The 26,999-nt window shown below is 69.9% G+C and carries 24 protein-coding genes; 14 read left to right on the top strand and 10 right to left on the bottom strand.

The window, feature by feature from the left end:
• Positions 1-2: 2 nt before the first annotated feature.
• Both ASG63_RS15665 and grpE read left to right on the top strand, forming a co-directional pair.
• Positions 3-2,792, top strand: coding sequence for a [protein-PII] uridylyltransferase (locus ASG63_RS15665; RefSeq protein ID WP_056219367.1), 2,790 nt, complete (start codon positions 3-5; stop codon positions 2,790-2,792).
• Between the two features lie 92 nt (positions 2,793-2,884).
• Positions 2,885-3,502 carry a nucleotide exchange factor GrpE gene (grpE, locus tag ASG63_RS15660; RefSeq protein ID WP_056218229.1) on the top strand — a complete coding sequence of 206 codons (618 nt, stop codon included), beginning with the start codon at positions 2,885-2,887 and terminating at the stop codon, positions 3,500-3,502.
• A 168-nt stretch (positions 3,503-3,670) separates the two neighbouring features.
• Here the strand turns inward: grpE and ASG63_RS15655 are convergent, their stop codons facing one another.
• From ASG63_RS15655 to ASG63_RS15630, 6 genes are all read right to left on the bottom strand, one after another.
• The gene (locus tag ASG63_RS15655; protein WP_056218226.1) at positions 3,671-4,630 is read right to left on the bottom strand and encodes a hypothetical protein; all 960 of its coding nucleotides are present in this window, start codon (positions 4,628-4,630) and stop codon (positions 3,671-3,673) included.
• A gap of 116 nt (positions 4,631-4,746) precedes the next feature.
• The gene (locus ASG63_RS15650; protein ID WP_056218223.1) at positions 4,747-5,424 is read right to left on the bottom strand and encodes an alpha-ketoglutarate-dependent dioxygenase AlkB; all 678 of its coding nucleotides are present in this window, start codon (positions 5,422-5,424) and stop codon (positions 4,747-4,749) included.
• Positions 5,425-5,435: 11 nt separating this feature from the next.
• Positions 5,436-6,074 carry a 2,3-bisphosphoglycerate-dependent phosphoglycerate mutase gene (locus ASG63_RS15645; RefSeq protein ID WP_056218219.1) on the bottom strand — a complete coding sequence of 213 codons (639 nt, stop codon included), beginning with the start codon at positions 6,072-6,074 and terminating at the stop codon, positions 5,436-5,438.
• Between the two features lie 229 nt (positions 6,075-6,303).
• Positions 6,304-7,101 carry a 4-hydroxy-tetrahydrodipicolinate reductase gene (gene dapB / locus ASG63_RS15640; protein ID WP_056218212.1) on the bottom strand — a complete coding sequence of 266 codons (798 nt, stop codon included), beginning with the start codon at positions 7,099-7,101 and terminating at the stop codon, positions 6,304-6,306.
• Positions 7,102-7,178: 77 nt separating this feature from the next.
• Complete coding sequence (locus tag ASG63_RS15635) at positions 7,179-7,904, bottom strand: MarC family protein (protein ID WP_056218209.1); 726 nt, start codon at positions 7,902-7,904, stop codon at positions 7,179-7,181.
• Between the two features lie 4 nt (positions 7,905-7,908).
• On the bottom strand, positions 7,909-8,643 hold the full coding sequence (locus ASG63_RS15630; RefSeq protein WP_056218206.1) for a methyltransferase domain-containing protein: 735 nt from the start codon (positions 8,641-8,643) through the stop codon (positions 7,909-7,911).
• A 251-nt stretch (positions 8,644-8,894) separates the two neighbouring features.
• Between ASG63_RS15630 and gloB the strand changes: the two genes are divergently transcribed.
• The 9 genes from gloB to lpdA all read left to right on the top strand — a co-directional run bounded on the left by gloB (position 8,895) and on the right by lpdA (position 20,635).
• A complete protein-coding gene (gene gloB, locus ASG63_RS15625; protein ID WP_056218203.1) occupies positions 8,895-9,674 on the top strand; it encodes a hydroxyacylglutathione hydrolase in 780 nt (259 codons plus the stop codon).
• A 146-nt stretch (positions 9,675-9,820) separates the two neighbouring features.
• Positions 9,821-10,564 carry a TetR family transcriptional regulator gene (locus tag ASG63_RS15620; protein WP_082487423.1) on the top strand — a complete coding sequence of 248 codons (744 nt, stop codon included), beginning with the start codon at positions 9,821-9,823 and terminating at the stop codon, positions 10,562-10,564.
• Positions 10,565-10,836: 272 nt separating this feature from the next.
• A complete protein-coding gene (mdh, locus tag ASG63_RS15615) occupies positions 10,837-11,799 on the top strand; it encodes a malate dehydrogenase (protein ID WP_056218199.1) in 963 nt (320 codons plus the stop codon).
• 107 nt (positions 11,800-11,906) lie between these two features.
• Positions 11,907-13,106, top strand: coding sequence for an ADP-forming succinate--CoA ligase subunit beta (gene sucC, locus ASG63_RS15610; protein ID WP_056218197.1), 1,200 nt, complete (start codon positions 11,907-11,909; stop codon positions 13,104-13,106).
• A gap of 4 nt (positions 13,107-13,110) precedes the next feature.
• Positions 13,111-13,665, top strand: a complete 555-nt coding sequence (locus ASG63_RS26150) for a hypothetical protein (RefSeq protein WP_056218194.1) — start codon at positions 13,111-13,113, stop codon at positions 13,663-13,665.
• Positions 13,666-13,669: 4 nt separating this feature from the next.
• On the top strand, positions 13,670-14,554 hold the full coding sequence (gene sucD, locus ASG63_RS15600) for a succinate--CoA ligase subunit alpha (RefSeq protein WP_056218190.1): 885 nt from the start codon (positions 13,670-13,672) through the stop codon (positions 14,552-14,554).
• A gap of 193 nt (positions 14,555-14,747) precedes the next feature.
• The gene (locus ASG63_RS15595) at positions 14,748-17,720 is read left to right on the top strand and encodes a 2-oxoglutarate dehydrogenase E1 component (RefSeq protein WP_056218187.1); all 2,973 of its coding nucleotides are present in this window, start codon (positions 14,748-14,750) and stop codon (positions 17,718-17,720) included.
• Positions 17,721-17,815: 95 nt separating this feature from the next.
• Positions 17,816-19,120: a 2-oxoglutarate dehydrogenase complex dihydrolipoyllysine-residue succinyltransferase gene (odhB, locus tag ASG63_RS15590; protein WP_056218184.1), complete on the top strand. Its 1,305-nt coding sequence runs from the start codon at positions 17,816-17,818 to the stop codon at positions 19,118-19,120.
• Between the two features lie 114 nt (positions 19,121-19,234).
• Positions 19,235-20,635, top strand: coding sequence for a dihydrolipoyl dehydrogenase (lpdA, locus tag ASG63_RS15585; protein WP_056218181.1), 1,401 nt, complete (start codon positions 19,235-19,237; stop codon positions 20,633-20,635).
• Between the two features lie 83 nt (positions 20,636-20,718).
• On the opposite strand, the gene ASG63_RS15580 is transcribed toward lpdA, so the two are convergent.
• Positions 20,719-21,306 carry a hypothetical protein gene (locus ASG63_RS15580; protein WP_443189799.1) on the bottom strand — a complete coding sequence of 196 codons (588 nt, stop codon included), beginning with the start codon at positions 21,304-21,306 and terminating at the stop codon, positions 20,719-20,721.
• A gap of 258 nt (positions 21,307-21,564) precedes the next feature.
• Between ASG63_RS15580 and ASG63_RS15575 the strand changes: the two genes are divergently transcribed.
• Positions 21,565-21,852 carry an MTH1187 family thiamine-binding protein gene (locus ASG63_RS15575; RefSeq protein ID WP_056218179.1) on the top strand — a complete coding sequence of 96 codons (288 nt, stop codon included), beginning with the start codon at positions 21,565-21,567 and terminating at the stop codon, positions 21,850-21,852.
• 25 nt (positions 21,853-21,877) lie between these two features.
• On the opposite strand, the gene ASG63_RS15570 is transcribed toward ASG63_RS15575, so the two are convergent.
• Positions 21,878-22,111, bottom strand: a complete 234-nt coding sequence (locus ASG63_RS15570) for a hypothetical protein (protein WP_056218176.1) — start codon at positions 22,109-22,111, stop codon at positions 21,878-21,880.
• Between the two features lie 307 nt (positions 22,112-22,418).
• Here ASG63_RS15570 and ASG63_RS15565 point away from each other — a divergent pair, with 307 nt between their 5' ends.
• Positions 22,419-23,894 carry a sensor domain-containing diguanylate cyclase gene (locus ASG63_RS15565; protein WP_056218173.1) on the top strand — a complete coding sequence of 492 codons (1,476 nt, stop codon included), beginning with the start codon at positions 22,419-22,421 and terminating at the stop codon, positions 23,892-23,894.
• A gap of 25 nt (positions 23,895-23,919) precedes the next feature.
• On the opposite strand, the gene ASG63_RS15560 is transcribed toward ASG63_RS15565, so the two are convergent.
• The gene (locus ASG63_RS15560) at positions 23,920-24,432 is read right to left on the bottom strand and encodes an SRPBCC family protein (protein ID WP_056218170.1); all 513 of its coding nucleotides are present in this window, start codon (positions 24,430-24,432) and stop codon (positions 23,920-23,922) included.
• Between the two features lie 61 nt (positions 24,433-24,493).
• Positions 24,494-25,450 carry a TAXI family TRAP transporter solute-binding subunit gene (locus tag ASG63_RS15555; protein WP_056218167.1) on the bottom strand — a complete coding sequence of 319 codons (957 nt, stop codon included), beginning with the start codon at positions 25,448-25,450 and terminating at the stop codon, positions 24,494-24,496.
• A gap of 175 nt (positions 25,451-25,625) precedes the next feature.
• Between ASG63_RS15555 and ASG63_RS15550 the strand changes: the two genes are divergently transcribed.
• A complete protein-coding gene (locus ASG63_RS15550) occupies positions 25,626-26,972 on the top strand; it encodes a PQQ-dependent sugar dehydrogenase (RefSeq protein WP_056218164.1) in 1,347 nt (448 codons plus the stop codon).
• Positions 26,973-26,999: the final 27 nt, after the last annotated feature.

Here is a 26,999-nt window from a genome sequence, read left to right as displayed (position 1 = left end):
CCATGTTCGACGCCGTCGCCGCCCTCCACGACATCCTCGAGAACCTGGACCGCGACGCCCGCGAGGCGACGCGCCTGCGGGCGGTCCTCGTGCCGGAGCTGCGCCGGGTGATCGAGCTCGGGCGCGCCGATGCCGAGGCGCGGCTCCTGGAGGAGCGCGACGGCATCGCCTGCGCCCAGCGCCTGAGCCGGCTCACCGACGCGGTGATCCGCACCATCCACGATGCGGTGGTGTGGCGGCTCTATCCGAACGACAATCCCTCCACCGGGGAGCAGCTCGCCGTGGTGGCCACCGGCGGCTACGGCCGGGGCACCATGGCCCCGGGCTCGGACATCGATCTCCTGTTCCTGCTGCCCTACAAGCAGACGGCCTGGTCCGAGAGCGTCGTCGAGGCGATGCTCTACGTGCTGTGGGACCTCAAGCTGAAGGTCGGCCACGCCACCCGCTCGGTGGAGGAGTGCCTGCGCGAGGGCCGGGCCGACATGACCATCCGGACCTCGCTCCTCGAGGCGCGCTACCTGTTCGGCACCCGCGCCCTGTTCGAGGAGCTCGTCACCCGCTTCGACACCGAGCTGGTGATGTGGACCGCACCGGAATTCGTCGAGGCGAAGCTGCGCGAACGCGACGCGCGGGTCTCGAAGGCGGGGGCCTCGCGCTACCTCGTCGAGCCCAACGTGAAGGACGGCAAAGGAGGCCTGCGCGACCTCAACACCCTGTTCTGGATCGCCAAGTACACCTACCGGGTCCGCGACCAGAGCGAGCTCGTGGCCGCCGGCCTCTTCACGCCGGAGGAGTATCGGGTGTTCGAGCGCTGCGACGAGCTCCTGTGGCGGGTGCGCTGCCACATGCACTTCGTCACCGGCCGGGCCGAGGAACGCCTGTCCTTCGGCCTGCAGCCGAAGATCGCCGAGCGCTTCGGCTACGAGCCGCGCGGCGGGCTCTCCGGCGTCGAGCGCTTCATGAAAGCGTATTTCCTGATCGCCAAGGAGGTCGGGGACCTCACCGCCATCGTCTGCGCGGCGCTGGAGGCGCGCCACGCCAAGCGCACCCCGGTGCTCGACCGCTGGATCGGCCGGTTCCGCGACCGCTTCCGCGCCACCGCCATCGAGGCGGAGGACTTCGTCGACGATCACGGCCGCATCAACCTGCGCGACCCGGACGCCTTCAGCCGAGACCCCGTGAACCTGATCCGGCTGTTCTGGCTCGCCGACCGGCACAACCTGCCGATCCACCCCGACGCCACCCGGGCGGCCAACCGCTCCCTGCGCCTGATCGGCCATTCCCTGCGGGCGGACGAGGAGGCCAACCGGCTCTTCCTCGACATCCTGACCTCGAAGAACTCGCCCGAGACCATCCTGCGGCTGATGAACGAGGCCGGCGTGCTCGGCCGCTTCATCCCGGATTTCGGCCGCATCGTCGCGATGATGCAGTTCAACATGTACCATCACTTCACGGTGGACGAGCACCTGCTGCGCGCCATTGGGGTGCTCTCGGCCATCGAGTCCGGGCGCACCGAGGAGGAGCATCCCCTCGCCACCCGCCTGATCAACACGATCAGCAACCGGCGCGCCCTCTACGTCACGGTACTGCTGCACGACATCGCCAAGGGCCGGCCGGAGGACCATTCCATCGCGGGCGCCGCCATCGCGGAGAAGCTCGGGCCGCGCTTCGGCCTGACGCCGGCCGAGACCGAACTGATGGCCTGGCTGGTGGAGCATCACCTGCTGATGTCGATGACCGCCCAGAGCCGCGACCTCTCGGACCCGAAGACCATCGAGAAGTTCGCCGGCGTGGTGCAGACCCTGGAGCGCCTGAAGCTCCTCACCATCCTGACGGTGGCCGACATCAAGGCCGTGGGGCCCGGCGTCTGGACCGCCTGGAAGGGCACCCTGATCCGCACCCTCTACGACGAGACCGAGGTGGTGCTGTCCGGCGGCCATTCCGAGATCGCGCGCACCGACCGGGTCCGCCTGATCCAGATGGCCCTGCGCGAGCAGCTCAGCGACTGGCAGGCCGAGCTGTTCGACGCCTACGCGGCGCGGCACAACCAGGCCTACTGGCTGAAGGTCGACACCACCCGCCAGTACAAGCACGCGGGCTTCGTCAAGGCGCTGACGGCCGAGGGGCGGACGGTGGCCACCGCCACGGAGACCGACCCGGTCCGCGGCGTCACCGAGCTGACGATCTACTCGCCGGATCATCCGCGCCTGCTCGCCATCGTCACCGGGGCCTGCGCGGCCTCGGGGGGCAACATCGTCGACGCGCAGATCTTCACCACCACGGACGGCTTCGCCCTCGATTCGATCTTCATCTCGCGCGCCTTCGAGCGGGACGAGGACGAACTGCGCCGGGCCGGCCGCATCACCGCCGCGATCGAGAAGGCGTTGCGCGGCGAGATCCGCATCGCCGACCTCGTGGCCGACAAGCACCCGCCGAGCGAGCGGGCGCGGACCTTCCTGGTGCCGCCGGACATGGCGATCGACAATGCCCTGTCGAGCCGCGAGACCGTGATCGAGATCACCGGCCTCGATCGCCCGGGCCTGCTCTACGAGCTGACCACGGCGCTCAGCCGGCTCAGCCTCAACATCACCTCGGCCCACGTGGCGACCTTCGGCGAGCGGGCGGTGGACGTGTTCTACGTCACCGACCTCACCGGCACCCGGGTGACCCAGCCCGACCGCCAGGTGGCGATTCGGACGGCCGTGATGGAAGTCTTCGCCAGCGACGTGGCCGCCCTCCGGGCCGAGGGACTCGATGCGCTGATCGACTCGCCGCCTCCGCGCGAGGCTTGAGTGGGGCCGGACGGCGCCGCGCGCTTGATTTCAGCGCGTCACCGCCTGATATCAGCGCCAACCCCGACACCGATAGTCTCTGACGAAACCACATGATGGCGAACGACATGCACGATGAGCGGCGCGACCCGGCCCAGGCGGTCGAGGAGACCCCAGGGGCCGCGCAGGCCGAGTCCGCCGGATCCGGCGAGGCGATGCAGGCCGATGCGCTGGCCTCCCTCGTGGCCGAGCGCGACGAGCTGAAGGACCGGGTGCTGCGCACCCTGGCCGAGATGGAGAACCTGCGTCGGCGCACCGAGCGCGAGGTTGCCGATGCCCGCGCCTACGCGGTGACCAACTTCGCCCGCGATCTCCTGAATTCCGCCGACAACATCCGGCGGGCCCTCGAGAGCATTCCCGAAGCGGACCGAGCGAGCGCCGACGGCGCCTTCAAGGCCCTGATCGACGGGATCGAGCTCACCGAGCGCGATCTCGCCAAGACCCTGGAGCGGCACGGCGTCAAGCTGATCGAGCCGAAGGGCCAGCGCTTCGACCCCAACCGCCACCAGGCCATGTTCGAGGTGCCCGACCCGGAGGTTCCCGCCGGCACGGTCGTGCAGGTCATGCAGGCCGGCTACATCATCGGCGACCGCGTCCTGCGCCCGGCGCTCGTGGGTGTGGCCAAGGGCGGCCCGAAGCCGGCCGCCGCCAATCCGGGCGACGCCGCCTGAGCGTGGCGCCTGCGACCCTCCCCCCTCTGCGGGGGAGGGTGCCTGCGCAGCAGGCGGGAGAGGGGAAACCCTCGCCGGCACCGTCGCTCCCCTCATCCGACCCGCTTCGCGGGCCACCTTCTCCCGCGGAGGGGAGAAGGACCCTGCGACCGGGTCGAACGGTCGCCCCTACCGCAGCTGCACGCTGTCCACGACCTCGCGGAACTTCGCCAGCACACCCTCGCGCTTCTCGGCCTTCACGACGCCGACGGCGCGCAGGTAGCCGTCCGGCGCGAAGCGGATCGTCTGCGAGATGACCACCGGCGTGCCGGACGCCGTGTCCACCGCACGCGCCACGATCTCGTGCCAGTCGACGCCGTTCTGGCGGTAGCTCTGGGCCCGCTCGATCACGAAGTCCTTCATCGTCTGGTTCGAGTAGAGCGCGGCGCGCGCGAAGGCGTCGCGCTGCTCGGTGGCCGGCGGCGGCTGCACCGCCTGGGCCAGAACCAGGATCGGCTGCTCCAGGCCGAGCATCTCGTCCTTCGTGCCCTGCGTCAGCAGCACCGAATTGCCGGCGAGGACGCGCACCGGACGAAAGCCGGCGTCGTTGCCGATGCGGAAGGGCAGGGCGGCGACCTGCTGCTCCAGGGTCAGCGCCGGCCGGATGTGGATGCCGGTCAGCAGCCGCTTCATGGTCTCCTCGGTCTCGGCATCGGGCGTCGCCTGCGCGATGATGATGCCGGTCACGGTCGGATCGCCGACGAGGAGCATCCACTTCTTGATCGCCGGGGTCCCGGCCGCTTCCACCGCCGGCTGCTCACCCGTGAACAGCACCGCGTCGACGTCGCCCGCCACCTTGATGGCCTGCCGGCTGCTGACGATGAAGCCCTGGGCCTTCAGGTTGGCGTCGGTGAAGTTGGTTTCGAGGTCGGCGAAGGCGTTGGCCGGCAACTCCACCACCGAGACCGTCGCGCCGCCCTCCAGCCGCTCCAGGCCCGAGAAGCGCTTGGAGGAGACCATGTCGGAGGGCGGATCGAAGCCGAAGCGCGAACTCGGCGGGAAGACCGGATCCGCCGCCAGCGCCGGCGCGGCCAGCCCCAGGGCGAGGACCAGGAGGGAAACCGGACGAACGAGGTTACGCAGACGCATCGAATCGATTCTCCGCAAGGCCCCGGTCTCGCACCGGGCAGGTCCGCCGGGTTGCCCCTTGCGGGGCAGCCGGCGCTGAGGCTGACCCGATGGGTCGACTCAACACCCCGCCGCTGTCAAGCGCCCGAGGGCTGCGTCACGCGTCGCAGGGTCAGGTTGCAGCGTCCGCCCGGCATGAGGAAATCCGGCAGCGGTCCGGGGGCGGTGCCCTGGAGCAGGTCCGGGGCCTCCGCGACGAGGCGGTCGATTCCGTGATGGATCAGCCGTGCGGGCCCGCCGATCACGAGCGCGTCACCGGCCCGGAGGCGCACCGAGCGGGTCGGGTCCGACCGCCGGAGGCCGCCGTAGCGGAACAGGGCGGTGGCACCCAGCGAGAGCGAGAGGACGGGCGCGTCGAGGGCGTCCTCGTCCCGGTCCTGGTGCAGGCCCATGCGGGCGTCGGCCTCGTACAGGTTGACGAGGCAGGCCTCGGGCGGAGCGCCATACCCCGACAGGGCGTCCCAGGCGGCCCGCGCCGTGGGCGGGATGTCCGGCCAGGGGGTCTCCGTCACGGGATGGCGCGCCTGGTAACGGTAGCCCGCCCGGTCGGAGACCCAGCCGAGGGGGCCGCAATTCGACATCCGCACCGAGAAGGGCCGGTCGGTGCGGGGCATCCGCGGCGTGTAGGGCGGGGCGACCCGCAGCGCCGTCGCGAGTTCGGCGGCGAGGCGCGCCTGCGCCGCCGCGTCGAGGTAGCCCGGCCAATGGAGCAGGCCGGGAACGAGGACGATCCCGGCCGGATCACGGGACGCCATCGGTGCCGCGGTCAGACCTTGTGGTCGATGTCGTGCTCCAGCACCGTCTTGCTCTCCACCGTGGTGTCGGCCTTGAGCTGGTAGACGAGCGGGATGCCGGTGGCGATCTCGAGGCTGGCGATGGTCTTCGTGGTCATGCCGTCGAGCACCATCACCAGGGCGCGCAGGGAGTTGCCGTGGGCCGCCACCAGCACGCGCTCGCCCGCCATGACGCGGGGCAGGATGAACTGGATGTAGTAGGGCAGGACGCGCGCGGCGGTGTCCTTCAGGCTCTCGCCGCCGGGCGGCGGCACGTCGTAGGACCGGCGCCACTGGTGCACCTGGGCGTCGCCCCAGCGCTCGCGGGCGTCGTCCTTGTTGAGGCCGGAGAGGTCCCCGTAATCGCGCTCGTTCAGCGCCTCGTTGCGGATCGTCTCGACCCCCTCGAGGTCCATCTCCTCCAGGATCAGCGCGCAGGTGCGCTGGGCGCGCTTCAGGTTGGAGGTGAAGGCCACGTCGAAGCCGTAGCCCTGCTCCTTGAGCCAGCGCCCGGCATTGCGGGCTTCCTCGACGCCGAGATCCGTCAGCTCGGGATCACGCCAGCCCGTGAACAGCTTCTTGAGGTTCCATTCGCTCTGGCCATGGCGAGCGAGGACGAGAAGGCGATCCATCGGGCGATGATCCTCTTGGTCTTTGAGAGGGCACGGCCTCGGCGGAGGCACGGGCGAAGGGCGATGTTGCAGCGCAGCGAGCGCGCATCGGGCGGCTCATGCGCGCGTGAGTCTGAACGTCAGATGACGAAACGTCTCCGCCGGGTGTGGGCTCCGTCGGAAAGCCCGGAGACGTCTGACACCGGGAGACCGTCCTGAAGTCCGCGTGTCTCTGAAGCCCGAATGTCTCCTAAAGCCCGAGGACGTCGTCCATCCCGTAGAGGCCGGGCGGCTTGGCGAAGGCCCAGAGCGCGGCCCGCACGGCGCCGCGGGCGAAGATCGCCCGGTCCTCGGCGTGGTGGCCGACGGTGATCCGCTCGCCCGGGCCGGCGAAGACCACGCTGTGGTCGCCCACCACCGTGCCGCCGCGCAGGGTGGCGAAGCCGATGTCGCCGGGCCGGCGCGGGCCGGTGTGTCCGTCGCGGGTGGAGACCCGGGTGTCGGCGAGCGCGACCCTACGCCCCTCCGCCGCGGCCTCCCCGAGGAGGAGGGCGGTGCCGGAGGGGGCGTCGACCTTCATGCGGTGGTGCATCTCGACGATCTCGATGTCGAAATCCTCCCCGAGGGCCGCCGCCATCCGGCGCACGAGGCCGGCGACGAGGTTGACCCCGAGGGACATGTTGCCCGAGCGCACGATGCGGGCATGGTGGGCGGCCGCCGCGAGCTTGGCGAGATCGGCCTCCTGCAGGCCCGTGGTTCCGACCACGTGGACGATGCGGGCCTGCGCGGCGAGCTCGGCGAAGAAGGTGGTGGCGACGGGCGCCGTGAAGTCGAGGACGCCCTCGGCCGCCGCGAAGATCGGCAGCGGATCGTCCGTCACCGCGACGCCGAGGGGCGCCAAGCCCGCGAGCGTGCCGGCATCCTGCCCCAGCGCGGGGGAGCCCGTGCGCTCGATGGCGCCCGACAGGGTGCAGCCCTCGGTCTCCGCCACCGCGCGGATCAGCATCCGCCCCATGCGCCCGTCGGCGCCCACCACCACGAGCCGCATCGTCCTCAGCCTCCAGAGCGTGTCGCCAACGGGCGCGTCCGCGTTGCGGTACAGCCTCCGGCCGGACCCGACAAGGATCAGCGCCCCGCCTGCGCCAGCAGGGGGCCGAGCACGTCCGTGACGCCGTTCACGGTGATCTGGGTGCCGACGCAGAGGAGCAGGAAGGCGAAGAGGCGCCCGAGCACCCGCGCGCCGACGGGGCCGATCCAGGTCACCACCCGGTCGGCCGAGCCGTAGGTGAAGCGCACCAGCACGGCGATGGCGAGCGCTGCCATGGACATGCCCACGTAGAAGCCGATCCGGTCGGGGCCCGGTGCCGGGCGGTTGGAGCCCAGCGCGATCGCCACCGCGATGGTGCCGGGTCCGGTGGTGAAGGGCAGGGTCAGGGGAAAGAACGCGATCTCGGCCAAGTTCCCGGCCGAGTTCCCGGCCGAGTTCCCGGCCGAGTTCCCGGCCGGTTCCCGGGTCGCCTCCGCCTGCTTGCGTGCCTCCCGCGCCTCGGGCGCCGTCAGCAGGGTCCAGGCCGAGGCCGCCACCACGAGGCCCCCGGCGATGCGCAGAGCGGCCAGGGAGACGCCGAAGAAGTTCAGGATCGGCGCACCGGCCCAGAGCGTCGAGAGCATGATCAGGGCGGCGTAGAAGCCGATGCGCCTGGCGAGCTCCAGGCGCTCGGCATGGGAGTTCAGGGCGGTCACCTGCGCGAAGATCAGCGACGAGCCGACCGGGTTCACGATGGAGAACAGCGAGGAGAAGGCGAGCACGAAGCTCTGCAGCGCCGCCTCGGGCGCAATCAGACTCAGCATCCGCTCAGCCCGGTGAGGGGGCGGGCACCAGCACGCGGGCCGGTGCGAGGCGGGCCACCTTGCGCACCCGGCGCACGGCGACGGGGCGGTAGAGCTGCTTGGTGGCGTCGACCACGTGCAGCCCGGCGAAGGGCAGCGACAGGCTGGTGCCCATCCGTTCCCAGGCCCCGGCCGTGCGCAGCAGCAGCCGGTTCTCCACCGGGGGCATGTAGAGGGTCTCGGCCCAGCCCTCGGGAGAGAACTGGGTGGTGCGCATCAGCCGGGCGAGTTGCGAGCGGCTGTAGGGCTGGCCATGCCCGAAGGGGGTCGCGTCGCGCCGGGCCCAGACGCCCCGGCGGTTCGGCACCACCAGGATCATGCGCCCGCCCGGCGTCAGCACCCGCCAGACGTCCTGCAGGAGTTCGGTCGGGCTCTCGACGGATTCCAGCGCATGGACGAGGATCACCCGGTCCACGGCCGCCTCCGGCAGGGGCATCATGGTCGGGTCGGCCAGCGCCGAGCAGGAGCGGCCGCTGCCGGGCCAGTTCACCACCCCCTGCGTCGCCGGCATGAAGGCCAGCGTCCGTTCGGCGATGACGTGGACGGGGCCGAGATAGGGCGTGGCGTAGCCGAGCCCGAGGACCCGCAGGCCGGAGACCGAGCCGAGGAAACCGTGGATCGCGCGCGCCACGATGCGGTGCGTCACCCCCCCGAGGGGGCTCGCATAGAAGGCACGCAGATCGGTGACGTCGAGGCGCATGGCTCGGGTTTCGGTACGATCGCGCGGCTCGGGTCGGGGTCGGCTCGGAGACGCGCGACGAGAAAGGCTCACCCGCATCAATGGGGGCCGACGCCCGGCCCGACAAGCCCGGATCGGCGGAAGGCCCGGGAAGGCCGGGGGAAACGGCCCCTGGACCTGTCTCCGCCCGCACCCATCTTCCTGTGCCGCACCGCTGATGGTCCGCCGCGCGCCGCGCCGGCGCGGCCATTCCCCGTCCGGAAGGAAGCCCCATGACCGCCCAGAAGCCCGAGATCCGCACCTTCCTGTGCCGCAGCGACAATATCGGGGTCCTGATCCGCGATCCCGCCACCGGCGCCTGCGCCGCCATCGACGTGCCCGAGGCCGGCCCCGTGCTGGCGGCCCTCGACGAGACCGGCTGGACCCTCACCGACATCCTCGTCACGCATCGGCACGCCGACCACGTGGAGGGCATCCCGGAGGTGAAGCGCCGCACCGGCGCGCGGGTGACGGCGCCCCTGAAGGCCGGTGACGCCGTGCCGGAGGTCGACGCCACGGTCGCGGAGGGCGACGCGGTCCGGGTCGGCGACCTCACGGCGCGGGTCTGGGAGACGCCGGGGCACTGCGCCGACCATGTCACCTACTGGTTCGAGGAAGCGGGCGCGGTCTTTGCCGGCGACACCCTGTTCACCCTCGGCTGCGGCCGGGTGATGGAGGCGGAGCCCGCCACCCTGTGGCGCTCCCTGGAGCGCTTCCTGCCGCTGCCCGACGAGACGCAGGTCTACAGCGGCCACGACTACGTGCTCTCCAATGCCCGCTTCGCGCTGGCGGCCGAGCCCGGCAACGCCGCCCTCGCCGTCCGGGCCGCCGAGGCCGAGCGTGCCAAGGCGGAGGGCCGCTTCCTGATTCCCGCCACCCTGGGGGCCGAGCGCGCGACCAATCCGTTCCTGCGCGCCGGCGAGCCGAGTCTCGCTCAAAGCGTGGATCTGGCCCCCGGCACCCACCCGTCGGTTGTCTTTGCCGCACTGAGGGCCTGGAAGAACCGGTTCTGAGTCGTTAAAGGGGCGTTACAGCGGGGCTGGTGCTGTCATTGATCTTGGCCTCGTTGGACGATCCGGGGGGAAAATCCGCTTCTCGCGAAGCGGCTCCGCCCAGGAGGGTCCGTCCTGTCCATCCACGAGCCCCGGTGTCCGATTTGATGCAGCCGCCCGGCCCGCCCTTCGCCTTCGGGCACGAGATCGACCTCGGCGAGAGCCGGGGAAGCGAACCTTCGGACGACCGGAAAGCCCCGGAGGGCGCCGTCCGCATCACGGTGCCGCGCGTCGCGCGTCCGGCACCGCGGGCTGCGGCTCCCCTGGCCGTCGATGCGCGGCTGCTCGCCGTCGCCACGGAGCACCTGCGGCGCCTCGGTCCCAAGCGGGTCACCGTGGTGGCCGTCGCCGCCGAAGCGGGCATGACGCATGCCAACGTCTACCGCTACTTCCCGTCGAAGGACGCGCTCCTCGATGCCGTGGCGGGGCGCTGGCTGCGCGACGTCGAGGCGGAACTCGCCCGCATCGCCGATGCGCCGGACCCGGCCGACGACAAGATCGAACGCCTGCTCACCGCCCTGGCCAGCGTCCAGCGCGAGACCCTGGTTCACGAGCCGAATCTCTTCGCCGTCCATCTCGATGCCACCGTGGGCGCCCGGCCCATCGCCCGGCGTCACCGAGTCCGGCTGCGCAGCCTGGTCGAGCGGGTTGTCGAGGAAGGGATCGGGGCCGGCGCCTTCATCGCCCGCGACCGCGAGCGGGCCATCGCCCACATCTTCGACGCCAGCTACCGCTTCACCCATCCGCTGGCGATTCAGCACGATGCCGACCTGCCGCGCGACCTCGTGGAAGCCCGCCTCGGCGCCGTGATTCTCGCGATCCAGAAGGTGCTGCGGACCGGCACGCTCTAGGCCTCTGTGACAGAATTTTTCGTCTGTCACTTGAGGCGCACTGCCGGGCAGGATCGCTCTCCGTTCGTCTAATTCCTTATCGCGCTTAAGCTTTTTCTCGCCCTCGCTGATGCGAAGGCGCCCCCGCCTTGGCCCGAACCCTGCTTTGACGTTCGTGCCTCGGTTGAAGCCCTGGGCCTTTTCGGCCACACACCGCCGCAGCAACGCGCCGGTGGTTTTCAAGCCTCCCAGCGCCGCGACCGCCACGCAAGGACCGGAGGTTCGTTTCCCCCATGGCACGCAGCAAGATCGCGCTCATCGGCGCTGGACAGATCGGTGGAACCCTCGCGCACCTCGCCGGCCTGAAGGAGCTCGGCGACGTCGTGCTGTTCGACATCGCCGACGGCGTCCCGCAGGGCAAAGGTCTCGACATCGCGGAATCCGCGCCCGTCGACGGCTTCGATGCGACCTACACGGGGGCCAGCGACTATGCGGCGATCGCCGGCGCCGACGTGGTGATCGTCACCGCCGGCGTGCCGCGCAAGCCCGGCATGAGCCGCGATGACCTGATCGGGATCAACCTGAAGGTCATGGAGGCCGTCGGCACCGGCATCAAGCAGCACGCGCCGGACGCCTTCGTCATCTGCATCACCAATCCCCTCGACGCGATGGTCTGGGCCCTGCAGAAATTCTCCGGCCTTCCCACCCACAAGGTGGTCGGCATGGCCGGCGTGCTCGATTCCGCCCGCTTCCGCCACTTCCTGGCCGACGAGTTCAAGGTCTCGGTGGAGGACGTCACCGCCTTCGTGCTCGGCGGCCACGGCGACGACATGGTCCCGCTGGTGCGCTACTCCACGGTGGCCGGCGTGCCGCTTCCCGACCTGGTCAAGCTCGGCTGGACCACCCAGGAGAAGCTCGACGCCATGGTCGAGCGCACCCGCAAGGGCGGCGGCGAGATCGTCAACCTGCTCAAGACCGGCTCGGCCTTCTACGCCCCCGCCGCCTCCGCCATCGCCATGGCCGAGAGCTACCTGCGCGACAAGCGCCGCGTGCTCCCCTGCGCCGCCTACCTCAACGGCGAGTACGGCGTCTCCGACATGTATGTCGGCGTCCCGATCGTGATCGGCGCCAACGGCGTCGAGCGCGTCCTCGAGGTCGACTTCAACGGCGACGAGAAGGCGATGTTCGACAAGTCGGTCGGCGCCGTGAAGACCCTGATCGAGGCCTGCAAGGGCGTGAACCCCGCGCTGGCCTAGTTCGACCGTCATTCCGGGCCGCCGACGCGGCGGGCTGGATCGCAACCTGTGTTTCTGGATCCCGGGTTCCGCTCTGCGGCCCCGGGATGACGTTGAGGGTCTCATCCATGAACATTCACGAGTACCAGGCCAAGGCGGTGCTGAAGGAATTCGGTTTGCCCGTCTCGCGCGGCGTGCCGATCTTCAAGCCCGAGGAGGCCGAGGCGGCCGCCAAGGAACTCGGCGGCCCGGTCTGGGTGGTGAAGTCGCAGATCCACGCGGGCGGTCGCGGCAAGGGCACCTTCAAGGGGGCGCCCGCCGGCGCCAAGGGCGGCGTGCGCGTCACCAAGTCCCTCGACGAGGTGAAGCAGTTCGCCGGCGAAATGCTGGGTCAGACCCTGGTCACGATCCAGACCGGCGAGGCCGGCAAGCAGGTCAACCGGCTCTACATCGAGGAGGGCGCCCAGATCGAGGCGGAGTTCTACCTCTCGATGCTGGTCGACCGCGAGACCGGCCGGGTCGCCTACGTCGTCTCGACGGAAGGCGGCATGGACATCGAGACGGTGGCGCACGACACGCCGGAAAAGATCGTCACCTTCTCCGTCGATCCCGCCACGGGCGTGATGCCCCATCACGGCCGCCTCGTCGCCAAGACGCTCGGCCTCACGGGCGCCCAGGCCAAGGAAGCCGGCGACCTCACCACCCGGCTCTACCAGGCGTTCACCGCCAAGGACATGAGCATGCTGGAGATCAACCCGCTGGTGCTCACCGGCGACGGCCATCTCAAGTGCCTCGACGCCAAGATCTCCTTCGACTCGAACGCCCTCTACCGCCACCCCGACATCGTCGCGCTCCGCGACGAGACCGAGGAGGACGCCAAGGAGATCGAGGCCTCGAAGTACGACCTCGCCTACATCGCCCTCGACGGCACCATCGGCTGCATGGTCAACGGCGCCGGCCTCGCCATGGCGACCCTCGACATCATCAAGCTCTACGGCGAGGAGCCGGCGAACTTCCTCGATGTCGGCGGCGGCGCCTCGGAGGAGAAGGTCACGGCGGCGTTCAAGATCATCACCGCCGATCCGCAGGTGAAGGGCATCCTCGTCAACATCTTCGGCGGCATCATGAAGTGCGACGTGATCGCCAACGGCGTGATCGCGGCGGTGAAGGCGGTCGGCCTGCAGGTGCCCCTGGTGGTGCGCCTGGAGGGGACCAACGTCGAGAAGGGCAAGGAGATCATCCGGAATTCCGGCCTGAACGTGATCCCCGCCGACGACCTCGACGACGCCGCGCAGAAGATCGTCGCCGCCGTGAAGAGTGGTCATTGAGACCATGAGGGCGCTGTTGCTCATCGCTGGCTTGCTGGCTGTCTCATCGCCCGCTCGGGCAATGAGCACGGATGAGATCGCAGCGCTCTTCTTCGACGCCTGCATGGGGGGCGGACCGCATGACCAGACCGTCGAGACCCTTGGGCGATTGCGCGGTTGGTCGAAGGTACAGAGTCCCAAAGAGCAGAGCCCGCTTCCGTCTCAAGCGATTACCGGCAGCACTTGGACCGTTTCATCGCAGGGGACGGAGGTGACGCCACCAGTGGTGCAAGTCAGCGAAATGGCAGTCGTCAATAGACCTGAGACCCCCGGCGGACCTGCTTGGATGTGCATGGTCACCGACAAAGGTGATCGGTTGGATGAAATTGCCGCCCGCGTCCAGAAGCAGTTGCAGATGTCCGCCCCAACCCGTGGCATGCGGGATGCCGGTGGTTTCACGACACAATGGGTATTGACCGAAAACCCACTGGACGCTGTCTCGCTCACCCAGTCATCAAGGCGTTCTGGCCCCGTTACAATGATTGTCCGGGCTCAGACCCCGGCGCAGGAGAAGCGCTAGATCCATGTCCATCCTGATCGACGCGAACACCAAGGTCCTCTGCCAGGGTTTCACCGGCAAGAACGGAACCTTCCACTCCGAGCAGGCCATCGCCTACGGCACCAGGATGGTCGGTGGCACCAGCCCGGGGAAGGGCGGCTCCAAGCACCTCAACCTGCCGGTCTTCGACACGGTGGCGGAAGCCCGCGAAGCCACGGGCGCCGACGCATCCGTCGTCTACGTGCCGCCGCCGGGGGCGGCGGACGCGATCTGCGAGGCGATCCAGGCGGAGATCCCGCTCATCGTCTGCATCACGGAGGGCATTCCGGTGCTCGACATGGTGCGGGTCAAGCGCGCGCTCGAAGGCTCGAAGTCCCGCCTCGTCGGCCCGAACTGCCCCGGCATCGTCACCGCAGGCCAGTGCAAGATCGGCATCATGCCGGCCAACATCTTCAAGCCGGGCTCGGTGGGCATCGTCTCCCGCTCCGGCACGCTGACCTACGAGGCCGTGTTCCAGACCACGAATGCCGGCCTCGGCCAGACCACCGCGGTGGGCATCGGCGGCGACCCGGTGAAGGGCACGGAGTTCATCTCCATGCTCGAGCTGTTCCTCGCCGACGACAAGACCGAGTCGATCGTCATGATCGGCGAGATCGGCGGCTCGGCCGAGGAAGAGGCGGCGCAGTTCCTGGCCGACGAGGCCAAGCGCGGCCGCAAGAAGCCCATGGTCGGCTTCATCGCCGGCCGCACGGCGCCTCCGGGCCGTCGCATGGGTCACGCGGGCGCCATCATCTCGGGCGGCAAGGGCGGCGCCGAGGACAAGATCGCCGCGATGGAAGCGGCCGGAATCCGGGTCTCGCCTTCGCCGGCGCGCCTCGGCAGCACCCTCGTCGAGGTTCTGCGCGGCTGACACGCGCGGGACGCGGGCCTCGCGTTGGTCGACGTTCAGGTCCGCGACCCCATCTGACGAACGAGCGACGCGAGCCCGAAGGGGCCCGCGTCTTTCCCGGTACATCCGATCCCGGCCGCGATCCGCGCGGATGGGGTCGGGCAGGGGGCCTTCCCGGCGGAGGACCCCGCACAGCGGCAGGATGACCCGAACGATGGCACGCCAGGACGCGCTCGAAACCTCGTTCCTCTACGGCGGCAACGCCGCCTACATCGAGGAGCTGCAGGCGGCCTACGCCCGTGATCCGAATGCGGTCGATCCGGAGTGGCAGACGTTCTTCCGGTCCCTGAACGAGGACAAGGGGCTTGCGGAGAAGAACGCGGCCGGCGCGTCGTGGGAGCGGCCGAACTGGCCGATCCACGCCAACGGCGAGATCGTCTCGGCGCTGGACGGCAACTGGGCCACCGTCGAGAAGGCGATGGGCGACAAGATCCGCGCCAAGTCCGACACCGCGTCGGCCCCGACCAAGGGCGCCGTCATCGCCTCCGCCCCCGGGATCTCGGTGGAGCAGGCGACGAAGGATTCGGTCCGCGCGATCATGCTGATCCGCGCCTACCGCATGCGCGGCCACCTGCACGCCAAGCTCGATCCTCTCGGCCTCGCCCCCCGCGGCGACCACGAGGAGCTGCATCCGCAGCATTACGGCTTCGAGGAGAAGGACTGGGACCGTCCGATCTTCCTCGACAACGTGCTCGGCCTCGAATTCTCGACCATTCGCGAGATCGTCGAGATCCTGGAGCGCACCTACTGCCAGACCCTCGGCGTCGAGTTCATGCACATCTCCAACCCGGAGGAGAAGGCCTGGATCCAGGAGCGCATCGAGGGCAAGGGCAAGGAGATCACCTTCACCCCCGAGGGCCGTCGCGCGATCCTGAACAAGCTGATCGAAGCGGAGGGCTTCGAGAAGTTCCTCGATCTCAAGTATACCGGCACCAAGCGCTTCGGTCTCGACGGCTCGGAGGCGATGATCCCGGCCCTCGAGCAGATCATCAAGCGGGGCGGCGCCCTCGGCGCCGAGGAGATCGTCGTGGGCATGGCCCATCGCGGCCGCCTCAACGTGCTCACCAACGTGATGGCCAAGCCCTTCCGGGCGGTGTTCAACGAGTTCAAGGGCGGCTCGGCCAACCCGGCCGAGGTCGAGGGCTCCGGCGACGTAAAGTACCATCTCGGTGCCTCGTCGGACCGCGCCTTCGACGGCAACAACGTCCACCTTTCGCTCACCGCCAACCCGTCGCACCTCGAGATCGTCGATCCCGTCGTGCTCGGCAAGGTGCGCGCCAAGCAGGACCAGCGGGCCAAGCCCACGGTGGAGCGCACCCGCGTGGTGCCGCTGCTCATCCACGGCGACGCGGCCTTCGCGGGTCAGGGCGTGGTGGCCGAGTGCCTCGGCCTGTCCGGCCTGAAGGGCCACCGCACCGGCGGCTCGATCCACTTCATCATCAACAACCAGATCGGCTTCACCACCGATCCACGCTTCTCGCGCTCCTCGCCCTATCCGTCCGACGTGGCGAAGATGGTCGAGGCGCCCATCTTCCACTGCAACGGCGACGACCCGGAGGCCGTCACCTTCGCGGCCAAGATCGCGATCGAGTATCGCCAGAAGTTCGGCAAGCCGGTCGTCATCGACATGCTCTGCTACCGCCGCTTCGGCCACAACGAGGGCGACGAGCCGGCCTTCACCCAGCCGAAGATGTACCAGCGCATCCGCAAGCACCCGACCGCGCTGGAGACCTACGGCAAGAAGCTCGTCGCCGAGGGCGTGGTGAGCCAGGAGCAGCTCGACGCGCGCAAGGCCGAGTTCCGCGCCGTGCTCGACGCCGAGCTGGAGGTCGCGACGAACTACAAGGCCAACAAGGCCGACTGGCTCGACGGTCGCTGGGCCGGCTTCAAGGCCGTGCGCGAGGACGTGGACGATCCGCGCCGCGGCAAGACCGGCGTGCCGGTGGAGACCCTGCGCGAGATCGCCCAGCGCATCACCACGCCGCCGCCCGGCTTCCACCTGCACCGCACGATCCAGCGCTTCTTCGACAACCGCGCCAAGGCGGTGGAATCGGGCCAGGGCATCGATTGGGCGACCGCCGAGGCCCTGGCCTTCGGCTCGCTCCTCATCGAGGGCCACCGCGTCCGCCTCTCGGGCCAGGACGTGGAGCGCGGCACCTTCTCGCAGCGCCACGCGGTGGTGATCGACCAGGAGAACGAGCAGCGCTACACCTCGCTGAACTCGATCCGTGAGGGCCAGGCCAGCCTGGAGGTCATCAACTCGATGCTGTCCGAGGAGGCGGTGCTCGGCTTCGAGTACGGCTACTCCGCGGCCGAGCCCAACGCCCTGGTGCTGTGGGAGGCACAGTTCGGCGACTTCGCCAACGGCGCCCAGGTGGTCATCGACCAGTTCATCTCGTCGGGCGAGCGCAAGTGGCTGCGCATGTCGGGCCTGACCCTGCTGCTGCCGCACGGCTACGAGGGCCAGGGCCCGGAGCACTCCTCCGCCCGCCTGGAGCGCTTCCTGCAGATGTGCGCCGAGGACAACATGCAGGTCGCCAACTGCACCACGCCCTCGAACTACTTCCACATCCTGCGCCGCCAGCTGCACCGCGAGTTCCGCAAGCCGCTGATCCTGATGACGCCGAAGTCGCTCCTGCGGCACAAGAAGGCGGTCTCGCCGATCGAGGCGATGGCGGACGGCTCGAGCTTCCACCGCGTGCTCTGGGACGATGCCGAGCGCGATGAGGACGGCATCAGGCTCGTGAAGGACGACAAGGTCCGGCGCGTCGTGCTGTGCTCGGGCAAGGTCTATTACGACCTCTACGACGAGCGCGAGAAGCGCGGCGTCAACGACGTGTACCTGATGCGCGTCGAGCAGCTCTACCCGTTCCCCCTGAAGGCGCTCGCGGGCGAAATGGGGCGCTTCCGGAACGCCGAGGTGGTGTGGTGCCAGGAGGAGCCGAAGAACATGGGCTCCTGGGCCTTCGTCGAACCCTACCTCGAATGGGTGCTGGGCCAGGCCCAGTCGCCGGTGAAGCGCGCGCGCTACGTCGGTCGCCCGGCCTCCGCCTCCACGGCGGTGGGCATGCTCTCGAAGCACCAGGCCCAGCTCCAGGCCTTCCTCAACGAGGCGCTGGCGGTCTGACCGCCGGCCCCTCCTCCACGCTACTCGCCCCCACGTTTCGCGATCCGAGGGCGCCGCCGAGCGGCGTCCCAAACCCTCCGGACGGACACTGAACCATGGCAACCGATATCGTCGTCCCGACCCTGGGCGAATCCGTGAGCGAGGCCACCATCGGCCGCTGGTTCAAGAAGCCGGGCGACGCCGTGGCGGCCGACGAGCCCCTGGTGGAACTCGAGACCGACAAGGTCACCCTCGAGGTGAACGCGCCGGCCGCGGGCCAGCTCGGCGAGATCCTGGCCAAGGACGGCGAGACGGTGGAGCCCGGCGCGCTCCTCGGTTCGATCGTCGAGGCCGGGGCCGGCGGCGGCAAGGCCGCGGCGCCGAAGAAGGCCGAAGCCAAATCCGAGAGCAAGGCCGAGACCAAGACCGAGAGCAAGCCGGCGGAAGCGCCCGCTCAGGAGTCGTCGGCCGGCTACGGCAACCACGGTGACGCCGTGCCCCAGGCCACCCGCGAGTCCGGCGACCACGGCCCCGCGGTCGCCAAGATGGCCCGCGAGTCCGGCATCGACCCTGCGACCCTGAACGGCAGCGGCAAGGACGGCCGCGTGACCAAGGGCGACATGCTCGAGGCCACGTCGAAGGCTCCCTCCGCTCCGGCCCCGGCCCCCGCGCGGGAGGCCAAGCCCGCCGCCCCGCGGGCGCCTTCGAAGCCCGACGACGCGGCGCGCGAGGAGCGCGTGCGCATGACCAAGCTGCGCCAGACCATCGCCCGCCGTCTCAAGGACGCGCAGGACACCGCCGCGATGCTGACGACGTTCAACGACGTCGACATGTCGGCCGTGATGGCGATGCGGAGCCAGTACAAGGACATCTTCGAGAAGAAGCACGGTACGAAGCTCGGCTTCATGGGCTTCTTCACCAAGGCGGTGATCGGCGCCCTCAAGGACGTGCCGGCGGTGAATGCCGAGATCGACGGGCAGGACCTCGTCTACAAGAACTACTACCACATCGGCATCGCGGTCGGCACCGATAAGGGCCTCGTGGTGCCGGTGGTGCGCGACGCCGACGACCTGTCGATCGCCGGCATCGAGAAGAAGATCGCCGGCTTCGGCAAGAAGGCCCGCGAGGGCAAGCTCTCCATCGAGGAGATGCAGGGCGGCACCTTCACGATCACCAACGGCGGCATCTACGGCTCGCTGATGTCGACCCCGATCCTGAACGCGCCGCAATCCGGCATCCTCGGCATGCACCGCATTGAGGAGCGCCCCGTGGTGCGCGCCGGCAAGATCGAGGCGCGGCCGATGATGTACCTCGCCCTGTCCTACGATCACCGCATCGTCGACGGGAAGGAGGCCGTGACCTTCCTCGTGCGCGTCAAGGAGGCTCTGGAAGATCCGGCACGCCTCGTGCTCGACCTCTAAGGCCCGGCAGCTGCCGTCCGCCGGCCGCGTTCCCGCGCGGCCGGACGCTTCCGCGCGCTTCGTCCATCGATGGTGGGGCATGACCCGCCGCCCAATCCAGCGAGTCAGATTCCCATGTCCTACGATCTCGTCGTCATCGGCACCGGCCCCGGCGGTTACGTCTGCGCCATCCGCGCCGCCCAGCTCGGCCTCAAGACGGCCGTGGTGGAAAAGCGGGCCGCCCATGGCGGCACCTGCCTCAACGTCGGCTGCATCCCCTCGAAGGCCCTGCTCCACGCCTCGGAAGCGTTCGAGGAGGCGGGCAAGCACTTCGCCGACATGGGCGTCATGGTCGGCGCGCCCGAGCTCGACCTCGCGAAGATGATGACGTTCAAGCAGGACGGCGTCGACGGCAACACCAAGGGCGTCGAGTTCCTGCTCAAGAAGAACGGCATCGACGCCTATCGGGGCACCGCCCGGTTGGCCGGTGCGGGCCGCGTCGAGGTGCTGTCCGAGGATGGCGGCAACCAGCTCCTGGAGACGAAGAACGTCGTCATCGCCACGGGCTCGGACGTCACGAAGCTTCCCGGTGTCACCATCGACGAGACCATCGTCGTGTCCTCCACCGGCGCGCTCACCCTGGAGAAGGTCCCGGGCAAGCTCCTCATCATCGGGGCCGGCGTCATCGGCCTCGAGCTCGGCTCGGTCTGGCGCCGCCTCGGCTCCGAGGTCACCGTGGTCGAGTATCTCGACCGGATCCTGCCGGGCATGGACGGCGAGGTCGGCAAGCAGTTCCAGCGCATCCTCGGCAAGCAGGGCATGCAGTTCAAGCTCTCGTCCAAGGTGACGGGCGTCACGGTCAAGGACGGGGCCGCCACCGTCATGGTGGAGCCCGCCGCCGGCGGCGAGGCCGAGACGCTGCAGGCCGACGTGGTGCTCGTGGCCATCGGCCGGGTGCCCTACACCGAAGGCCTCGGCCTGGAGACGGTCGGAGTCGGCCTCGACAACAAGGGCCGCATCCAGACGGACAGCCACTACGCCACCAACGTCACGGGCATCTACGCCATCGGCGACGTCATCGCCGGCCCGATGCTGGCCCACAAGGCCGAGGACGAGGGGGTGGCCGTGGCCGAGCTGTTGGCCGGCCAGTCGGGCCACGTGAACTACGGCGTCATCCCGAACGTGGTCTATACCTACCCGGAGGTCGCGTCCGTCGGAAAGACGGAGGAGGAACTCAAGAAGGACGGCATCGCCTACAACAGCGGCAAGTTCCCCTTCACCGCCAACGGCCGCGCCAAGGTGAACCACACCACGGACGGCTTCGTGAAGATCCTGGCCGACGCGACCACCGACCGCGTCCTGGGCGTCCACATCGTCGGGGCCGATGCCGGCAACCTGATCGCGGAAGTCGCGGTGGCGATGGAGTTCGGCGCCTCCGCCGAGGACGTCGCCCGCACCTGCCACGCCCATCCGACCCTCACCGAGGCGGTCAAGGAAGCCGCCCTCGCGGTCGGAAAGCGCGCGATCCACATCTGAGACCTACGCTGTCCCTCGACGAAGACGGCCGCCGCTTCGTCGAGGGCGTCACGCCCTGGGTCGCTCCGCCCTCACGGGGCCGATCAGGGGGCTTGGCAGGCCATCACCTCGGCGGCCTGGGCCACGCTGAGGGCGCGCTCGCGAACCTGCCGCGGGAGGCCCGGCCGCTCGGAGACGGCGGCCGCGTCCCGCTGAAGGCGGACGTTGCAGGCGCAGGACCGATGCCCGGCCGCGTCGAAGCAGGCATCATGGCGCAGGCAGGCGGCATCGAGGTCGTCGGTGGGCGGCAGGCCCTCGCCCCGTTGGCCGGTCCCACAATAATTGCCGTGGAACAGGGCCTTGCCCGCCAGAACCTGCGCGAGATCGGCCTTGGGCAGGGGCGGCTCATCGGGTCGGTCGACCGGGGTCAGGTCGTTGGCCGGGCCACCGGCTCGGTCGGCCGAGCCGCGAAGCGCCCTGGGAATGCCGGAGTTCGGGCCGGGCTGGTTCAGGGGCTCGCCGGCCCGTCCGTTGGAATCGGCCAGGTCCGGCAAGGGCGGTGGCGGTCCTGGGCGCACCTCTTCCGCCTCGACGGCCGGTGCCTCCGGCGTGGTCTGGGCCGGTGCTTCCCGGGCCGTCAACAGCAGCAAGGCGGCGATCGCTGCGGCGAGGGTGCGAAACCTGTCGGTCAAGGCTCGATCGTCTCCTGTCCCCCCAGACTCCTCCAGCGACGGCCCGGGGCGGGGATGATCCGGTCTCGGATGGATCGTCCCCGTGGGCCACGGAGGGGTCCCCGTCGGTCGGCAGATACGGCGAAGGTGGTGATTCCGTTCCACCCGCGATGATCCGCCCGTCGGCTCCGCGGTGCAGGCGATCGGCTCCCAGAGGTGATTGACAGGCCGGGGCGCGTGCGACCTCTGACGGGGTCAGCAGGCACCGGGAGAAGAATCATGAAGGTCGTGGCGGATCTGTGCATCGTTCCGATGGGCGTCGGCCCCTCGGTCTCGCCCTACGTGAAGGAGATCAAGGCGATCATCGACGCCAGTCCCCTCCATGCCGAGATGCATGCCAACGGGACCAATATCGAGGGCGAACTCGGCGATATCTGCGCCCTCATCGAGGCCTGCGAGGCCAGATTGAGCGAGATCGGCGTGCAGCGGGTCTTCTTCACCATGGCGTTCTCGTCGCGACGCGACAAGGACCAGTCCATGGCGGACAAGCTGAAGGCTGTTCTCTGACCATGACCCGCCACGGCGGGGATCGTCACGGCTTCGCTGGATCCGGTTTCGGTCGATCGAGCTTCTCGCCCGCCTCGCATTCCCGCAGGAAGGTCTCCCGGTGGGCGCTGGCGACCCTGTTCTCGTCGGCCTGCGCCGCGCAGACCGCCTCGTCGCGCGCCTGCCCGGTGGCGGCCGGGGAGGGGGGCGGCGTCTGAGCCGAGGCCGGGGTCGCCAGCCCGAGGGCCAGGAGCAGGATGTGACGATGCCGGGTTGCCATGGGGGGTCCTTCCGTCCTGTGCGCCGTCCTGTTCGGTCCGCATGCCTGGGCAACGCGGCCGGGAGGCCCTTGATCCGCCGGCCGCCCGGACGGCGATGGTGTGTTGTCGTACGGAGAGGCAAGAAACGGAGAAAGAATTAACTGCCCCTCGGTGATGACTGGACTCTGGCGGCGGTCGTCCTCCTTGCTCCGACCGCCTCACCGCAGACCACCGATAGATGTCAGGGTCCTGACGATGCCTGAGCGACCCGTCTTGCTGCAGCGATTTCGATGGACGCATTCGGCCAGATGGCTGAGTGCCATCAACTTGCTTGCTGTAATCGGGCTCTGCGCCGTCTCGGCCTTCATGCTCTGGCAGATGCGCCTCGATGCGGCCCGGCGCTCGGAGGTGACATCGCGAAGCCTCGTGCAGGTCCTCGGGCGGGATATCGCCCGGAACATCGAGCTCTACGATCTTTCCCTGCGGGCCGTCGTCGACGGCCTGAAGCTTCCCGAGCTTGCCCAGGCCGATCCCGAACTCCGGCAGATGATCCTGTTCGATCGCGCCGCCACGGCCGAGAATTTCGGCCACACCCTCGTGTTCGATAGAACCGGGAAGCTCATCATCAGCTCGAAATCCCTCGCCCCCGAGCCTCTGAACTACGCCGACCGCGAATATTTCCAGTACCACGTCGCCCATCCGGGCAACGAGCTGCACATCAGCCAGCCCCTGGTTTCGCGTCTCACGGGCAAACGCGTCCTCATCATCAGCCGGCGCCTGTCGGACCCGGATGGCAGCTTCGCGGGGGTCGTCCTCGGTTCGATCTACCTCGACTACTTCCGTCAGCTGTTCGCCGCCGTCGGCGCCGATCATGCCGGCACCGTCACCCTCTACGGTCCGGGTGGCACGATCATCATGCGCGAGCCCTACGACGAGGCCACCATCGGGCGGAGCGTCTCGGCCACGGACAGCTACCGGAGGTTCTTCGATGCGCCGGAGGGTCGCTTCACCGGCCCTGCCATGGTCGGCGAGGGCAGCCGCGACTTCGTGTTCACCAAGGTCGGCGACCTGCCGCTTCACCTCAGCATCGCCGTGGCGCCGGCGGAGATCTATGCCGATTGGTGGCACCGCGCCCTGGTCCTCGGGGCGGTGGTGCTGAGCCTGTGCGCGACCACCATCGTCCTGACCTGGCTGTTCGGGCGCGAGCTGCACCAGCGCAGGGTGGCGGAGCAGGCGGCCCTCGACCTCAACGTCCAGCTGGAGAAGCTGGCCACCACCGATGCGCTGACGGGCCTCGCCAACCGGCGACGGTTCGACGATGCGCTGGAACGCGAATGGCGCCGCGCGGTCCGCAACCAGCTGCCCCTCTCGCTCCTCGTCCTCGATGCCGACTACTTCAAGGGCTACAACGACCGCTACGGGCACCAGCGGGGCGACGAGGCCCTCCGGCTGATCGCGCGCTCCATCGAGGCCAGCATCGTCAATGCCTCCGACACGGCCTGCCGCATCGGGGGTGAGGAATTCGCCGTGATCCTGCCCGAGACCGACGCGGCCGGGGCGGAGATCGTCGCCCACCGCATCCGCGAGGCCGTGGCGGGCTGGAAGATCCCGCATGCGAGCAGCCCCCTCGGGGTGCTCACGGTCAGCCTCGGCTTGGCGCAGATCCCCGAGGTCCGGGCAGCCGATCCCGCCGCCTTCGTCGAGGCGGCGGACCAGGCGCTCTACGCGGCCAAGGCGAACGGGCGCAACCAGGTGCAGGTGCGGCGCCGGGACAAGGCCGGCCTGCGCCTCGCCGCGGGCTGAACCCGGGCCCGGCGGTCGCGGAGACCTATCGCGGCTTGGTCGCCGGGGCGCCGAGTTCCCGGGCGATGCCGTCGAGCCCTTGGTCGTAGACGCCCTCGATGTCGGCCCGGGCCTCGGCCTCGCCCATGCCGGCCGGGTCGAAGGTGGCGCTCCACACCACCGTCGCGCCGGTGCCGTTCGGCCGGACCTGCAGGGTGGCGTTGTAGGCCCCTACGGGCAGGGGGCCCTCGATGAAGGCGTAGCTGTAGCTCATCCCCGCTTCGTCGCGCCGGGTCTCGGCCTCGACGAGGGTGCCGAGGCCTCCGGCGACGACGAGGCGGCGGACGGGCTCGTTGTCCTCGCGGTCGGCGTCGTCCCGGGTCCCGGAGGAGTCGCAGGCGACCACCTGCGGGTGCCACAGGGCGATGGAGCAGAAGCCGCCGATGAGCGCCCACACGGCGGCGGCCGGGGCCGGGATGTCGCGACTGCGGGAGACCTCGATCGCGCCGGCCGGGCCGGCGAGGAGCGTGAGGGCGATTCCCAGGATGGCCTGCCGCATGATCGTCCCCCCCTGCCCGCTCAGCGCAACCGGCCGGCGGGCGGGAAGGTTGCGCCTCGCCTCAGGGGAGGGCACCGATGTCGCGCAGGTAGGCGGCGCTCGCCGGGTGCAGCCAGCCCCGGGGCACGGCCTCGACCAGGTTGCGCGGGTCGCTGTCGCCGCCCTGTGGGTCGCTTCGCGCGAGGCTCGCCTGGCTCCGCGCCAGGGCCGCCACGAAGCGCGCCACCCGCGCGCCGTCGATGTCCGGCCGGGCGAGGACGAAGCTCCAGGAGCCCACCGTCTCGATGGGCGCATGCTGCCCGGCGAAGACGTCGGCCGGAACGGTGCGGCGGCGCAGGGATGTCCCGCGTGCCAGGATGCGGTCGATCGCGTCCGGGGCCGGCCCGAAGAAGCGGGCGCCGCCGGGGGCCTCCGCCAGCGTCCGGAAGCCCGGCCACCCGAGCCCCGCCCCCCAGAGCGCCGCGGCGCGCCCATCCTGCACCATGACCGCCCCGTCGCCGGCCCGGTCGAGGAGGATCGGCTCGATGTCGCGGTCGGGGTCGATGCCCGAACCTGTCAGGACGGTCCGGCCCATGACGGTGAGGCCGGAGGCGTGGGTGCCGAGGACGACGCGCCGCCCCCGCAGGTCCGGCACACCGGGGATCGGGCTGGCCGCCGGAACGACGAAGAGGCCCGGCGAGGCGTTCACCGGCGCGACCACGGTGATCCGAGGCCCCGCCTCGGGCTCGGCCCTGAGGGCGTCATAGGCGTAGTCGCCCTGGACCAGGGCGAGATCGACGGAGCCGCCCTTCAGGAGACCGACATTCTCGGCCGAGCCCTTGGAGGGCCGCAGGGCGACGGACAGGGCGGGATCGACCGTGCGGAGCGCCTCCACCAGGGCCTGGCCGAAGGCGGGGAACGAGCCGCCGGGCGTCGCCGTCGCCAGCACGAGCCCGCCTGGCGTGCCGGCCGATCGCACCCGCTCGGACGGAACCAGCGTCGCCGCCGTGGCCGCGATGAGGAATGAGCGCCTGAGCATGGGTCCATCCGCCGGGTCACGGGCCGCATTCAAGCGGAGGCCACGGAGCCTGCGCAAGGGGGCGCCGCACCGGAGCCGCACCCGCGCCGAGGGAGCCAAAACCGGTCTCGGGCGCTTGTTCCGATGAGACGGGGCCCGCTGGGCCCCTCGCCCCATGCCAGCTGACGAGATCCCCATGCGGACCCGATCGAAACTCGGCCTCGCGGCCCTGGCCGTCGTTCTCCTCGGCGGCGCGGCCTTCGTGCGCTTCGTCGTCTATCCCGAGCAGGCCACGATCGAGGCCTCGGCCGGACAGGGCGCGAACCCGACCCTGCCGGCGCCCAACCCGACCCTGATGCCCACCGTGAACATCGCCCGCGTCGCCCGCTGGGAGAAGGGCACCAAGCCGCAGGCCGCGGATGGTCTGCAGGTGGCGGCCTACGCGGACGGGTTCGACCATCCGCGCTGGATGTACCTGCTGCCCAACGGGGATGTGCTGGTGGCCGAGGCCAACAAGCCGCAGACCGACGACCCCTCGACCGGCGTCGCGGATTGGGTGGCCGACAAGGTGAAGAGTCTGGCCGGCGCCGGCGTGAAGAGCCCCGAGCGCATCGTCCTCCTACGGGACGCGAACGGCGACGGCGTCGCCGAGGAGCGCCATGTGCTCCTGAAGGACCTGCACTCGCCCTTCGGCATGGCGCTGGTCGGGTCGGACCTCTACGTCGCCAATGCCGATTCGCTGGTGAAGGTGCCCTACCAGGCGGGCCAGACCGAGATCACCGCGACGCCGGAGAAGGTCGTCGACCTGCCGTCCGGCATCAACCATCACTGGACCAAGAACGTCATCGCCAGCCCCGACGGGCAGAGGCTCTACGTGACCGTCGGCTCGAACAGCAATGTCGGCGAGAACGGCCTCGACAAGGAGACCGGCCGCGCGGCGATCTGGGAATACACGATACCCACCAAGCAGATGCGCGCATACGCCACCGGCCTGCGCAACCCCAACGGCCTCGGCTTCGAGCCGGTGACGGGCAAGCTCTGGACGGCGGTGAACGAGCGCGACGAGATCGGCAGCGACCTCGTGCCCGACTACATCACCTCCGTGCAGGAGGGCGGCTTCTACGGCTGGCCCTACAGCTACTGGGGCAACCATGTCGATGCGCGCGTGGAGCCGCAGAGGCCCGACCTCGTCGCCAAGGCGATCGCGCCCGACTATGCGGTGGGCACCCACACCGCCTCCCTCGGCATCGCGTTCTCGCAGGGGAGCCGTCTGCCGGAGGCCTGGACGAGCGGCCTGTTCGTCGCCCAGCACGGTTCGTGGAACCGCCGGCCGAAGAGCGGCTACAAGGTGATCTACGTGCCGTTCCAGGACGGCAAGCCCAGCGGGCAGCCGGTCGACGCGCTGACCGGCTTCCTCAACGCCGACGAGAAGGCCCAGGGACGCCCCGTCGGCGTGATCCTCGACAAGACCGGCGCCCTGCTGGTCTCGGACGACGTCGGCAAGACGATCTGGCGGGTGAGCGCCTCCACCCGGACCCAGTAGGCGCCTCCAGCCGCCGTCCCGCTGAGC

The sequence above is a fragment of the Methylobacterium sp. Leaf94 genome (assembly GCF_001426045.1).
In the GTDB taxonomy this organism is placed as follows: Bacteria; Pseudomonadota; Alphaproteobacteria; order Rhizobiales; family Beijerinckiaceae; genus Methylobacterium.
This window is presented reverse-complemented; position numbering and strand designations above follow the sequence as displayed.